This is a genomic window from Brevundimonas sp. GN22, assembly GCF_054824005.1.
In genome coordinates this window covers 23,960-38,399 of record NZ_JSYD01000037.1, presented here as the reverse complement: position 1 = coordinate 38,399, position 14,440 = coordinate 23,960, and the positions used below count along the sequence as shown (strand labels likewise).

Annotated in this window: 7 protein-coding genes; 2 read left to right on the top strand and 5 right to left on the bottom strand. The window is 60.6% G+C overall.

Going from position 1 to position 14,440, the window contains the following annotated elements:
• Positions 1–146: 146 nt before the first annotated feature.
• The 3 genes from fusA to rpsL form a co-directional block, all read right to left on the bottom strand.
• Entirely contained in the window at positions 147–2,225 is a 2,079-nt protein-coding gene (gene fusA, locus OB03_RS06075) for an elongation factor G (protein ID WP_242914292.1), read from the bottom strand.
• Between the two features lie 150 nt (positions 2,226–2,375).
• The gene (gene rpsG / locus OB03_RS06070) at positions 2,376–2,849 is read right to left on the bottom strand and encodes a 30S ribosomal protein S7 (protein ID WP_242914293.1); all 474 of its coding nucleotides are present in this window, start codon (positions 2,847–2,849) and stop codon (positions 2,376–2,378) included.
• Positions 2,850–2,894: 45 nt separating this feature from the next.
• Positions 2,895–3,269: a 30S ribosomal protein S12 gene (rpsL, locus tag OB03_RS06065; RefSeq protein WP_003165508.1), complete on the bottom strand. Its 375-nt coding sequence runs from the start codon at positions 3,267–3,269 to the stop codon at positions 2,895–2,897.
• A gap of 354 nt (positions 3,270–3,623) precedes the next feature.
• Between rpsL and OB03_RS06060 the strand changes: the two genes are divergently transcribed.
• Positions 3,624–4,433 carry a hypothetical protein gene (locus OB03_RS06060; protein ID WP_242914294.1) on the top strand — a complete coding sequence of 270 codons (810 nt, stop codon included), beginning with the start codon at positions 3,624–3,626 and terminating at the stop codon, positions 4,431–4,433.
• Positions 4,434–4,544: 111 nt separating this feature from the next.
• A complete protein-coding gene (locus tag OB03_RS06055; RefSeq protein ID WP_461343528.1) occupies positions 4,545–5,744 on the top strand; it encodes a hypothetical protein in 1,200 nt (399 codons plus the stop codon).
• Positions 5,745–5,815: 71 nt separating this feature from the next.
• Here the strand turns inward: OB03_RS06055 and rpoC are convergent, their stop codons facing one another.
• Positions 5,816–10,006 (bottom strand): DNA-directed RNA polymerase subunit beta', encoded by a 4,191-nt coding sequence (gene rpoC / locus OB03_RS06050; protein WP_242914296.1) that lies wholly within the window; start codon positions 10,004–10,006, stop codon positions 5,816–5,818.
• Positions 10,007–10,106: 100 nt separating this feature from the next.
• On the bottom strand, positions 10,107–14,222 hold the full coding sequence (gene rpoB, locus OB03_RS06045; RefSeq protein WP_461343527.1) for a DNA-directed RNA polymerase subunit beta: 4,116 nt from the start codon (positions 14,220–14,222) through the stop codon (positions 10,107–10,109).
• Positions 14,223–14,440: the final 218 nt, after the last annotated feature.

Below are 14,440 nucleotides of genomic sequence, written 5' to 3'. Positions count from 1 at the left end.
CTTAGTGCGTTCGAACTTTTCCTTGGCCATTTTCTAGCTCCTGGAATCCCCGAACCGGGGACCATTTAGTTTGGGGATATCGATGGGGGGCGATTTGTTACCAAACCGCCCCGATTTCAAGTCTCAGTCGTCAAAAAGACGGCTGATTAGGCGTACTTCTTGATCACTTCGTCGGCGACGTGTTGCGGCACCGGCTCATAGTGGTCGTACTGCATGGTGAACTGTGCACGACCTTGCGACATACCGCGCAGGGTGTTCACGTAACCGAACATGTTGGCCAGCGGCACGAAGGCGTTCACGACAACCGCGTTACCGCGCATGTCTTGGCCTTGGATCATACCACGACGACCGTTCAGGTCACCGATGACCGAACCCAGGTACTCTTCCGGGGTCACAACTTCGACGGCCATGATCGGCTCGAGCAGCTTCGGTGCACCCTTTTCCTTCAGTTCCTTGAAGGCAGCGCGCGAAGCGATTTCGAAGGCCAGGACCGAGGAGTCGACGTCGTGGAAGGCGCCGTCGATCAGGGTTGCCTTGACGTCGATGACCGGGAAGCCAGCCAGCAGGCCGTTTTCCTTGGCCGACTTCAGGCCCTTTTCAACACCCGGGATGTATTCCTTCGGAACAGCACCGCCGACGATGGCCGACTCGAACACGAAGTCCGAACCCGGTTCACCCGGCTCGAAGACCAGCTTGACGCGTGCAAACTGACCGGTACCACCGGTTTGCTTCTTGTGGGTGTAGTCGATTTCGACCTTTTTGCCGATCGATTCACGATAGGCAACCTGCGGAGCACCGATGGTCGCTTCGACCTTGTAGGTACGCTTCAGGATGTCGATCTTGATGTCGAGGTGCAGCTCGCCCATGCCCTTCAGGATCGTTTGGCCCGACTCGTGGTCGGTCGAAACGGTGAAGGACGGATCTTCCGAAGCCAGCTTGGCCAGAGCCACGCCCAGCTTCTCTTGGTCAGCCTTGGTCTTCGGCTCGACAGCGATTTCGATAACCGGTGCCGGGAATTCCATGCGCTCGAGGATGACTGGCGACTTCAGCGGATCACACAGGGTGTCGCCGGTGCGGGTTTCCTTGAGGCCTGCCAGAGCGACGATGTCGCCAGCATAGGCTTCCTTGATGTCTTCACGGTTGTTCGAGTGCATCTGCAGCATACGACCGACGCGCTCACGCTTGTCACGGGTCGAGTTCAGCAGCGACTGGCCGGTTTCCATCGTGCCCGAGTACAGGCGGCAGAAGGTGATCGAACCAACGAACGGGTCGTCCATGATCTTGAACGCCAGAACCGACAGCGGCTCTTCGTCCGAAGCCTTACGGGTAACCGGCTCTTCGGTCTTGAAGTCGATGCCCGGGGTTGCCGGGATGTCGAGCGGCGAAGGCAGGTAGTCAACAACTGCGTCGAGCAGCGGCTGAACGCCCTTGTTCTTGAAGGCCGAGCCAGCGAGGATCGGGTAGAAGTGACCTTCGATAACAGCCTTACGGATGCAGCGCTTCAGCACTTCAACCGACGGCTCGTCGCCACCGAGGTAAGCTTCCATGGCTTCGTCGTCGATTTCGACGGCGTTATCGACAAGGTACTGACGCGCTGCAGCAACAGCGTCAGCCATGTCGGCCGGGATTTCGCGGACGTCAGCAGCAGCGCCAACAGCGTCGGTTTCCCAGATCAGGGCCTTCATTTCGACCAGGTCGACAACGCCCTTCAGGTTCGATTCCGAACCGATCGGCAGTTGGATCGGCACAGCCTTGGCGCCCAGACGATCGCGGATCGATTCAACCGACTTGTCGAAGTCAGCACCGATCTTGTCCATCTTGTTGACGAACACGATACGCGGAACTTTGTACTTGTCAGCCTGACGCCAGACGGTTTCGGTCTGCGGCTCAACGCCGGCGTTACCGTCCAGAACGGTCACAGCACCGTCGAGCACGCGCAGCGAACGTTCGACTTCGATGGTGAAGTCAACGTGGCCTGGGGTGTCGATGATGTTCAGGCGCTTACCTTGCCAGAAGGCGGTGGTAGCAGCCGAGGTGATGGTGATACCGCGTTCTTGTTCCTGGTCCATCCAGTCCATGGTCGAGGCACCATCGTGCGTCTCGCCCATTTTGTGGTTCTTACCGGTGTAGAACAGGATGCGCTCGGTCGTCGTGGTCTTACCCGCGTCGATGTGAGCCATGATACCGAAGTTACGGTAGTCTTCGATTTTGTGTGTACGGGCCATTGGTCTTGCCTTCCGGAGTACTCGCGGACGCCGCGAGCGCCCCGTTGTGTCGGATATGACGGCGCGGGCGATTCAATCAGAATGCCCGCGCCAGATCGTCTTAGATCGCGTCCGTCCTCATACCGGGGTACGAGGACGGTTTTAAGACGCTTACCAGCGGTAGTGGCTGAAGGCGCGGTTGGCTTCGGCCATCTTGTGGGTGTCTTCGCGCTTCTTGACCGAGGTGCCGCGGTTGTTCGAGGCGTCCAACAGTTCAGCAGCCAGCTTCTCGGTCATGGTGTTTTCACCACGCTTGCGAGCAGCGTTTACCAGCCAACGGATGGCCAGGGCGCGACGACGGTCCGGACGAACTTCAACCGGAACCTGGTAGGTAGCACCACCCACGCGGCGCGAACGAACTTCGACCGACGGAGCGACGTTTTCCAGAGCCTGGTGGAAGGTTTCCACGGCGGTCTGGTCTTTTTTCTTCTCGGCGAGGATGTCGAAAGCACCGTAAACGATGTTTTCGGCAACAGCCTTCTTACCTTCGTACATGACGTAGTTCATGAACTTGGTAACGATCAGATCACCAAACTTGGGATCCGGCAGAACTTCACGCTTCTGGGCGCGGTGACGACGGGACATGAGAGTATCCTCTTAAATCTTGTAGAGCGCAGGAACGCGAATGGCTTATTTCGGACGCTTCGCACCGTAGTGCGAACGACGTTGCTTACGGTCCTTAACGCCTTGGGTATCCAGCACACCGCGCAGGATGTGGTAACGGACACCCGGAAGGTCCTTCACGCGGCCGCCGCGGATGAGCACAACCGAGTGCTCTTGCAGGTTGTGGCCTTCACCCGGGATGTAGCAAACAGCTTCAACGCCGTTCTTTGCCAGGCGAACCTTGGCAACCTTACGAAGTGCCGAGTTCGGCTTCTTCGGGGTCGTGGTGTAAACGCGGGTGCAAACGCCGCGGCGCTGGGGCGAACCCTCGAGGGCCGGAACCTTGTTACGAACGGGCTTCGGCTTACGCGGCTTGCGGATCAGCTGGTTGATCGTGGGCATTCGAATTCGTCTCTTTTTCGATGTGGAGGCGTGTGCCTTTCGGCCGGAGCGCCTCATTGCCTTCTTTTGAACGACCCTAAGGTCGCCCGGGTTGGTATTCGAGCTGAAAGAGCGTCTTCCAAACGGAAAAACCGGAACGCGCGCTTTGGGCGTTCCGGCGGGACACAGCCCGACCGTCAAGTTGTCACTCGTTCAGCGGACAGCGAACTGCCCACGTCTCGAAAGTGAGCGGCTTGTACGTGTGTGGGGGCTGTCCGTCAAGTTCGTCTGATATCCGCGTTTAGAATTAGGTAATATGTAACGCCACTTTTCCAACGTAATATTTCGCAAGCGTGCAGGGTTGGAGGACATTCCTTGACGACGGTGCACCTGCCGATTGCCTTCCTGCCCCCGGAAAAACCCAAGCCGAGCAAGGCGGTGTGGGTCGTTGCGTCCGTCGTATTCCACCTCGGTGTATTGGCTCTGGGCCTGATCTGGGCACCCCAGCCCCTCAGGCGGGATGACAACGCCTCGCGGCCCACCATCTATGTAGATATAGAACCTGTCGTCCTCCCCCGCGAGGTTCCCGCGCGCGTGCGTCCTCGCGAATCCGCCGCCTCCGATTCTACGTCCCCTTCACGCGGAGCACCCACAACGCCGGTCCCTCGTGAAGCCCGCAATCTGCCCGCGACGACAGGGGTGGCCTCTTCGGCAGATGCGGACACCGGGCCAACGTCCCAGCCTTCCAATGGCCAATGGGCCTATCGTCCTGAAAGTACAGGCAGCGCCGTAGCGCGGACCCTACGCACCTCCCCTATCGGGTGCGACTATCCCGAGCGGTTGTCCGACAGCGAGCGGGCCATATGTAATGAGCGAGCCACCAACCGCGCCGTCCGGGAATTGGAACGCGGTCAGCGTATTACCGGAACGGGCGACGCTCGCCGCGACGGCGCGCTTCAGCGCGAAGGCACGGCGCGACTTCGTAACTTCAACTCCCGCCGCCTTCCCATAACGAATGACGAAGTCGGCAACGGTCGTCCCTCCGACAGTGTAGGGTCCAATCTTGGTATCGGTCCCGCAGGGCGGCACCTCGATTCATCGCTTCAACCGGACGCTTATGGGCCGGTTCAGACCAAGCGACGCGACGGCCCTCCCGAGGACCGGATCCAACGGACACCGCATTAACAAGAAATCAGCGTTCTCAACTTCATGTGACACACTGGCGGTAACGCCGTGACTCGGCTCTTGTGAGGTTGTCCGTATGGCGTGCCCCAGAACCTCCCTTAGAGGTAGCCCATGAGTTTCAGCCTGTCGGCACCCCCGCCGCCTATTACGCCCTCGCCGCGCCGTCAGCGCGGTGCATTGCTGGTGGCATCTGCGCTGATCCACATCGCCGTATTGGTACCGGTCGCGCTCAATACGGTGTTCCTGCCGAAGTTCGAGGACGATGACAGCTTCGAGGTTTGGATCGACATGCCGCGCGATACACCGCGACCGACGCCCAAGCCTCAGGAGCGTCATGAGCAGCCGCCCGTCGTCGAAGAGACCGACGTCCCCCTCGAACCTACCCCTGAAGAAACCAAGGTCGATCCCGTTCGCGAGCAGCTGATCGAAAAGATCGTCGCCGCCAACCCGCAGATCACTCAGGAACAGCTTTCGGCAATCCTGCCGCAGATCGTCGAGCAAAAGCCGCAGGTTTCAGAACGTCTGGAAATGACGCAGGGCGCACAGGTCAGTGACCTGAACAATAGCACCCTGCCCGGCCTGGCCGCGCCGGTGACCCGCCCTGTTATCGAAGCCATCGATGGTCCGACGGCGAACACGCAGATCGCGCCCCTGGACAGCTCTGCTCTCCCTTCCCTACAGTCCGCAGAGCGCGAAGGTCAGGCGTCCCAGTCCGACATGGGCTCTCCGGATACGCCTATCCCGCGCCGGGCGCGGATCGACGATGAAGCCGAAGCTGCCTTGGCCGCCGCTGCACGGGGCGGTGCGCTGGACGACGCGTGGACTTATCGCCCCGAGGCGGGTGGAGCCGCGGGCTCGCAAGGCGGTCAACGCACCGACCCCATGGCGGGTCAGGGCGGGCTGGCGGGCAACACGGCCACCCAGACGGGCCGCATCTATTATGGGCAGGGGTCCACGCCCGTGGACTGCACCCAGCCCCAGATGCTCAGCGACATCCAGCGCCTGTCCTGCGACAGCGCGGACCAGCGCCGCATCCGTCAGGCGATTGAGCGGGGCGTCCGCGTTCAGGGCAGCGGCAATGGAGCCCGCGATGCTCAACTGGGTGCTGTCGGCGCTGCCCGCATGGAAAACTATGAGGCCCTCCGTCGGCCCGCATCGGGCGGAACGGGCAATCCCATTCTCGATACCACTGGCTCGGGTCGCGGAGCCGAACTGGATGCCATGTCAGGCACCGATCGCGAGGTGAGCAAACTTCAGCAACAAATCGGTGCCAGCAACGGCCCGCGACCACCACCTCGCGGTAACGACTAAGCGGACAGCAAAAAGGGCGGTGTCTTGCGACACCACCCTTCTTTTCTTTCAGCCTAGGCCGGAAGTCTGGATCAGCCTTGATCCAGCTCCAGAGCCAGATCGGCCGGCAGCGGCTCGACCGCGTCTTCACGAGCTTGGGTAAGCTCGGCGTCGCGCTCGTTGGCGATCTTCTGCATGGCACGCAGGTAAGCGCCCGTACCGGCCGGGATAAGGCGGCCGACGATAACGTTTTCCTTGAGGCCTTCCAGCGTGTCCTTCTTGCCGTGGACCGAAGCCTCGGTAAGCACGCGGGTGGTCTCCTGGAACGATGCCGCCGAGATGAAGCTGCGGGTTTGCAGCGACGCCTTGGTGATACCCAGCAGGACCGGTTGCGTGACAGCCAGACGGCCACCGCGCTTCTCGACCTTGGCATTCTCGAGCTCGGCCTCAGCCACTTCGACGGTGTCACCCTTGATGAGGGTGGTCTCGCCGGAGTCGATGACTTCGACCTTTTGCAGCATCTGACGCACGATCACTTCGATGTGCTTGTCGTTAATCGGCACGCCTTGCAGACGGTAGACTTCCTGCACCTCGTTGACGAGGTACTCGGCCAGAGCTTCGACGCCTTGGATGCGCAGCAGATCGTGCGGATCCGGGTTGCCGTCGATGATGTAGTCGCCCTTCTGGATCAGATCGCCGTCGTGGACGGAGATGTGCTTGCCCTTCGGGATCAGGAATTCAACGGCTTCGCCTTGGTTGCCATCGGCATCCGGCTCCGGCGTGATCTTGATACGACGCTTGTTCTTGTAGTCACGACCGAACTCAACGCGGCCATCCATTTCGGCGATGACAGCGCAGTCCTTCGGACGGCGGGCTTCGAACAGTTCGGCAACGCGCGGCAGACCGCCGGTGATGTCGCGGGTCTTGGCACCTTCGGTCGGGATACGGGCGATAACTTCACCCGGCTTGACCTCGTCACCGTTCGACACCGACAGAATGGCGCCAACCGGCAGCAGGTAACGGGCGTCAGAGCCCGAAGCCAGACGGGCATAGCCCTCGCCTTGGATCAGACCCAAGGCCGGACGCAGGTCCGAACCACGCGGGCTTGCACGCCAGTCCGACACAACGCGTTGTGCGATACCGGTTGCCTCGTCGGTCTCTTCCTTGACGGACAGACCTTCGACCAGATCCTCGAAGCGGATGTTGCCGCCCACTTCGGTGATGATCGGGTTGGTGTACGGGTCCCACTCGGCCACGCGAGCGCCCTTGGCCACTTCCGCGCCTTCCTTGACGCGCAGGCGAGCACCGTAAGGCACCTTGTGGGTTTCGCGTTCCTTGCCGTCGACCATGATGGAGACGACAACGTTGCGGCTCATCGCCACCAGATCGCCGTGAGGCGCGGTAACGGTCGGGCCAGCAATCTTGGCAACACCGGCGTTGGTCGCTTCGTAGAACGAAGTTTCCGAAACCTGTGCGGTACCGCCGATGTGGAAGGTACGCATGGTCAGCTGGGTACCCGGCTCACCAATCGACTGTGCAGCGATAACGCCGACAGCTTCACCCATATTCACATTGGTGCCGCGAGCCAGGTCGCGACCATAGCAGTGGGCGCAGATACCGGCTTCGGCTTCACAGGTCAGGGCCGAACGGACCTTGATCGAGGCAACGCCAGCCTCGTCGATGACGTCGACTTGTTCTTCCTCGAGGTAGGTGTCGGCAGGGAACAGAACGTTGTCCGTACCCGGCTCCTTGATGTCCTCTGCCGCATAGCGACCCAGAACACGTTGGCCCAGCGAAACCAGAACGTCACCGCCTTCGGTCACGGCGCGCAGGGTGATGCCACGGGTCGAACCGCAGTCCTCCTCCGTCACGATCGAATCCTGTGCAACGTCCACCAGACGACGGGTCAGGTAACCCGAGTTGGCGGTCTTCAGTGCGGTATCGGCCAGACCCTTACGGGCACCGTGGGTGGAGTTGAAGTACTCCAGAACGGTCAGGCCTTCCTTGAAGTTCGAGGTAATCGGGGTCTCGATGATCTCACCCGACGGCTTGGCCATCAGGCCGCGCATACCGCCAAGCTGCTTCATCTGGGCTTGCGAACCACGAGCGCCCGAGTTGGCCATCATGTACACGGAGTTGATATCCGGGTTCTGGCCTTCGATCAGTACGCGCGGACGGGCGATCTCGGCCATCATGGCGTCCGAAATCTTGTCCGAGGCCTTCGACCAGGCATCGATGACCTTGTTGTACTTCTCGCCCTTGGTGATGAGGCCGTCAGCATATTGCTGCTCGTACTCTTCAACCTGGGCGCGGGTCTCGTTGACCAGAGTGTACTTGGCGTCCGGAATGACGATGTCGTCCTTACCGACCGAGATACCGGCCTTGGCAGCTTCCTTGAAGCCGAGGCCCATCATTTGGTCGGCGAAGATGACCGTCGCCTTCTGACCGCAGTGACGATAGACCTGATCGATCAGGTTACCGATTTCCTTCTTGGTCAGGTTCTTGTCGACCAGACGGTAGCCGATGTTCTTGTTCATCGGCAGCAGTGCGCCCAGCTTCATGCGGCCCGGCGTGGAGTCGATGACCTTGGTCACAACTTCGCCGTCTGCATTCATCTCGGTCCAACGGGCCTTGATCTTGGTGTGCAGGGTCACAACACCAGCATCCAGAGCCGCGTCGATTTCGCCCATGTTGGCGAACAGCTTGCCTTCACCCGGTTCGCCGTCCTTGACGAGCGACAGGTAGTACAGACCCAGGACGATATCCTGCGACGGTACGATGATCGGCTTGCCGTTGGCAGGCGACAGGATGTTGTTCGTCGACATCATCAGGACGCGTGCTTCCAGCTGGGCCTCGAGGCTCAGCGGAACGTGCACGGCCATCTGGTCGCCGTCGAAGTCAGCGTTGAACGCGGTACAGACCAGCGGGTGCAGGCGGATAGCCTTACCTTCGATCAGCTTCGGTTCGAAGGCCTGAATGCCCAGTCGGTGAAGCGTCGGTGCGCGGTTCAGGAACACCGGGTGTTCGCGGATAACCTCGTCGAGGATATCCCAAACGGCCGGTTGTTCGCGCTCAACCATGCGCTTGGACTGCTTGACGGTGCCCGACAGGCCCTTGGCGTCCAGACGTGCGTAGATGAACGGCTTGAACAGCTCCAGAGCCATCTTCTTCGGCAGGCCGCACTCGTGCAGCTTCAGCTCCGGACCCACGGTGATAACCGAACGGCCCGAGTAGTCGACGCGCTTGCCGAGCAGGTTCTGACGGAAGCGACCTTGCTTACCCTTCAGCATGTCAGCCAGCGACTTCAGCGGACGCTTGTTAGCGCCGGTGATGACGCGGCCGCGACGGCCGTTGTCGAACAGGGCGTCAACCGACTCCTGCAGCATCCGCTTTTCGTTACGGATGATGATATCAGGAGCGCGCAGCTCCATCAGGCGCTTCAGACGGTTGTTACGGTTGATCACACGACGGTAGAGGTCGTTCAGATCCGACGTCGCAAAGCGGCCGCCGTCCAGCGGAACCAGCGGACGGAGTTCCGGCGGGATAACCGGGACGATCGTCAGGATCATCCATTCCGGCTTGTTGCCCGACTCGATGAAGGCTTCCAGCAGCTTCAGGCGCTTGGAGGCCTTCTTGGCCTTCATTTCCGACGGGCTGTCGGCCAGCTCGGCGCGGTGCTTTTCAGCCTCGGCGTGCAGGTCGATAGCCATCAGCAGGTTGCGAACAGCCTCGGCACCGATTTCAGCGGTGAAGCCGTCGTCGCCGTACTCTTCCTGATAGCGATAGAACTCGTCTTCCGTCAGCAGTTGGTTCTGCTTCAGCGGGGTCAGACCCGGCTCGGTGACGATGTAGTTCTCGAAGTACAGAACGCGTTCAACGTCCTTCAGCGCCATGTCGAGCATCAGCGAGATACGCGACGGAAGCGACTTCAGGAACCAGATGTGGGCAACCGGAGCAGCGAGGTCGATGTGACCCATACGCTCGCGACGAACGCGGGCCAGGGTAACTTCAACGCCGCACTTCTCGCAGATGATGCCCTTGTACTTCATGCGCTTGTACTTACCGCACAGGCATTCGTAGTCCTTGGTCGGGCCAAAGATACGGGCGCAGAACAGGCCATCACGTTCCGGCTTGAACGTGCGGTAGTTAATGGTTTCCGGCTTTTTGATTTCGCCGAAGGACCACGAACGGATCTTCTCGGGCGAGGCCAGAGCGATTTTGATTTGGTCGAAGGTCGGGGTGACCGGGACCGGGTTGAAGATGTTCAGGACGTCCTGGTTCATCTTTTTTCCTTCTGCGGCAGGAGCCGCGAAAATCATTCAGAGCAGAGGGGCTGATTTAAAGGGCCCCTCCCCGCCGCTGCGGGGAGGGAAACTTTTCGGATCAGCTGTTCTCCAGCTCCACGTTCAGGCCCAGCGAGCGCATTTCCTTGATCAGGACGTTGAAGCTTTCCGGGATACCGGCTTCGAAGCTGTCGTCGCCGCGGACGATTGCCTCGTAAACCTTGGTACGGCCAGCCACGTCGTCCGACTTCACCGTCAGCATTTCCTGCAGGGTGTAGGCGGCGCCGTAAGCTTCCAGAGCCCAGACCTCCATTTCCCCGAAGCGCTGACCGCCGAACTGCGCCTTACCACCCAGCGGCTGCTGCGTGACGAGCGAGTACGGGCCAATCGAACGGGCGTGGATCTTGTCGTCGACCAGGTGGTGCAGCTTCAGCATGTACACATAGCCAACGGTGACCGGACGCTTGAACTGCTCGCCGGTTTGACCGTCGTACAGGATCGATTGCGCCGAGCGGTCCAGACCAGCCCACTCCAGACGGTCTTCGATGTCCGAAATGCGGGCACCATCGAATACCGGCGTCGCGAACGGAACACCCTTCGAGAGGTTTTGAGCCAGCTCGATCAGTTCCTCGTCGGTCTGCGGCAGAGGGGTGTCCTCGCCGTAGATTTCGGTCAGACGCTTGGTCAGACGCTCGCGTTCACCGCCGTCCATCCACTCTTCGAGCAGGGCCTTGATCTGCTTGCCGAGGCCAGCCGATGCCCAACCCAGGTGGGTTTCGAAGATCTGGCCGATGTTCATGCGCGAAGGCACGCCCAGCGGGTTCAGAACGATGTCGACGTGCGTACCGTCTTCAAGGTGCGGCATGTCCTCGATCGGCAGAATCTTGGAGATAACGCCCTTGTTGCCGTGACGGCCGGCCATCTTGTCGCCCGGCTGAAGCTTGCGCTTCACGGCAACGAAGACCTTGACCATCTTCATGACGCCCGGCGGCAGTTCGTCACCGCGTTGCAGCTTCTCGACCTTGTCTTCGAAACGACGGTCCAGTTGCTTACGCGCGTCCTCGAACTGTTTCTTCATGGCTTCGAGTTCAGCCATGGCCTTTTCGTCTTCGAGGGCGATCTGCCACCACAGACCCTTCGAGACTTCGCTCATGGCGTCTTCGGTGATTTCGCCACGACCGATGCCCTTAGGACCCGATACAGCGACCTTGCCCAGCAGCAGCGGCTTCAGACGGCCATAGACGTTGCGCTCGAGGATCTTGAGCTCGTCGTCGCGGTCCTTGCCCAGACGTTCGATTTCGGCGCGCTCGATAGCTTGAGCACGTTCGTCCTTGTCGACGCCGTGACGGTTAAAGACGCGAACGTCAACGATGGTACCGGCAACGCCCGGCGGCAGACGCAGCGAGGTGTCACGGACGTCAGATGCCTTTTCGCCGAAGATGGCGCGCAGCAGCTTCTCTTCCGGGGTCATCGGGCTTTCGCCCTTCGGCGTCACCTTACCGACCAGAATGTCGCCCGGTTGCACTTCGGCACCGATGGCAACGATACCGGCTTCGTCGAGGTTGCGCAGGGCTTCCTCGCCGACGTTCGGGATGTCGCGGGTGATTTCTTCTGGCCCAAGCTTGGTGTCGCGGGCCATGACTTCAAACTCCTCGAGGTGGATCGAGGTGAAGATGTCATCGCGCACGATGCGCTCGGAGATTAGGATGGAGTCTTCGAAGTTGTAGCCGTTCCACGGCATGTAGGCGACAAGGACGTTACGGCCCAGAGCCAGATCGCCCAGATCGGTCGACGGACCGTCGGCGATAACGTCGCCGGCCTTCACTTCATCGCCCACGCGCACGATCGGGCGCTGGTTGATGCAGGTCGACTGGTTCGAACGCTGGAACTTCGACAGGCGGTAGATATCCACGCCCGAACGACCGGCGTCGACGTCCGAGGTCGCACGGACAACGATACGGGTACCGTCGATCTGTTCGACTACACCGTCACGGCGAGCGATCACAACAGCGCCCGAGTCACGCGCCACAACGGCTTCCATACCGGTACCCACCAGCGGGGCGTCGGTCTGGACCAGCGGCACGGCCTGACGTTGCATGTTCGCGCCCATCAGTGCGCGGTTGGCGTCATCGTTTTCAAGGAACGGGATCAGGGCCGCTGCGACCGAAACAACCTGTTTCGGCGAAACGTCCATCATGTCCACCGACTCCTTGCTCAGGAGTTGGGATTCCCCGTTCACGCGACCCGGGACGATTTCTTCGACGATCTCGCCGTTGTTCAGCTCGATGTTCGCCTGAGCGATCGTGTAGCGGGCTTCTTCCATAGCCGAGATGTAGACCACCTCGTCCTGAGCTTTGCCGTCCTTCACGCGACGGTACGGCGACTCGATGAAGCCGTACTTGTTCACGCGGGCGTGGGTGGCCAGCGAGTTGATCAGACCGATGTTCGGGCCTTCCGGCGTTTCAATCGGGCAGATACGGCCATAGTGCGTCGGGTGAACGTCGCGGACTTCGAAGCCTGCGCGCTCGCGGGTTAGACCACCTGGGCCAAGCGCCGAAAGGCGGCGCTTGTGGGTGATTTCCGATAGCGGGTTGGTTTGGTCCATGAACTGCGACAGCTGCGACGAGCCGAAGAATTCACGAACAGCAGCAGCGGCCGGCTTCGCGTTGATCAGGTCGTGCGGCATGACGGTGTCGATATCGACCGACGACATACGCTCCTTGATCGCGCGTTCCATACGCAGCAGGCCGACGCGGTACTGGTTTTCCAGCAGCTCGCCAACCGAGCGAACGCGACGGTTGCCCAGGTTATCGATATCGTCGATTTCGCCACGGCCGTCTTTCAGACCCACGAGGATCTGCAGAACCTTCAGGACGTCATCCTTGCGAAGAACGCGGATTTCGTCCGAAACTTCCGGCGTTTCGAGACGCATGTTCATCTTGACGCGACCAACGGCCGACAGGTCGTAGCGTTCGGCGTCGAAGAACAGCGAGTTGAACATCGCTTCGGCGGCTTCCGGCGTCGGCGGCTCGCCCGGGCGCATCACGCGATAGATGTCGAACAGAGCGTCTTCGCGGCCCGTGTTCTTGTCGATACGCAGGGTGTTGCGCATGTAGGCACCGACCGTGACGTGGTCGATGTCCAGCACGTCGATGGTCGAGAAGCCTTGAGCTTCCAGGACAGCGATCGACTCGGCGTCCAGTTCGTCACCGGCTTCGGCGTAGATTTCGCCGGTTTCGTAGTTGACCGCGTCAGCAGCCAGATACTTGCCGAGCAGGGCATCAGCCGCCAGCGACAGCGACTGCAGACCACCGTCTTGCAGCTTCTTGGCAGCACGGGCCGAGATCTTCTGGCCAGCCGGAGCGACCACTTCGCCGGTGTCGGCGTCGATCAGGTCGAATTCCGGCTTCACACCGCGCCAGCGTTCCGGCTTGTACGGGGTGACCCAGTTGTCGCCGCGCTTTTCGTACGGGACGGTCTCGTAGAAGGTCTTGAGGATTTCCTCACCGTCCATACCCAGCGAGTACAGGAAGGTGGTGGCCGGCAGCTTACGACGACGGTCGATACGGACGTAAACCACGTCCTTGGCATCGAACTCGAAGTCCAGCCACGAACCGCGGTAAGGGATCACGCGGGCAGCAAACAGCAGCTTGCCCGACGAGTGGGTCTTGCCCTTGTCGTGGTCGAAGAACACGCCCGGCGAACGGTGCATCTGGGAAACGATGACGCGCTCGGTGCCGTTGACGATGAAGGTGCCCTTCTCGGTCATGAGCGGAATGTCGCCCATGTAGACATCTTGTTCCTTGATGTCCTTGACCGAGCGCGCGCCGGTTTCTTCTTCGGTTTCGAAGACGATGAGGCGCAGCTTGACCTTCAACGGCGCGGCATAGGTCATGTCGCGCTGGATGCATTCTTCAACGTCGTACTTCGGCTCTTCGAATTCGTACGAAACGTATTCGAGCACAGCGCGTTCGTTGAAGTCCTTGATCGGGAAGACCGACTTGAAGACAGCTTCGATGCCTTCGTCGCGACGCAGGCCCGGACGGCTCTCGCGTTGCAGGAATTGTTCGTAGGAAGCGCGCTGAACCTCGATCAGGTTCGGCATCTGCACGGCTTCCGGGATACGCCCGAAGCTGTAGCGAATGCGCTTCTTGCCAGTGAAGGAGGTCGCGGCTGCGATCTTGCCCAAGGCGAGACCGTCGGTGGACTTGGCCATTCTGTTTTCCCAATAGTGAGCCCCGTGAAGGACCCAGCTCTCAATGCAGCAGCCACGGCACGCCAATCGGCGGTCCGTGACCGTTAAACGTCTTTCGGCATCCACCCTCGAACTGCCGGGCAGAACAGGATGCCTGAAATGTCACGCTCCCTTGGGAAGGAGCGACGCCTTCGCACCGGTTTGGAGGGCTTCAAACCGGGCCTCGGCGCTAATGCGCG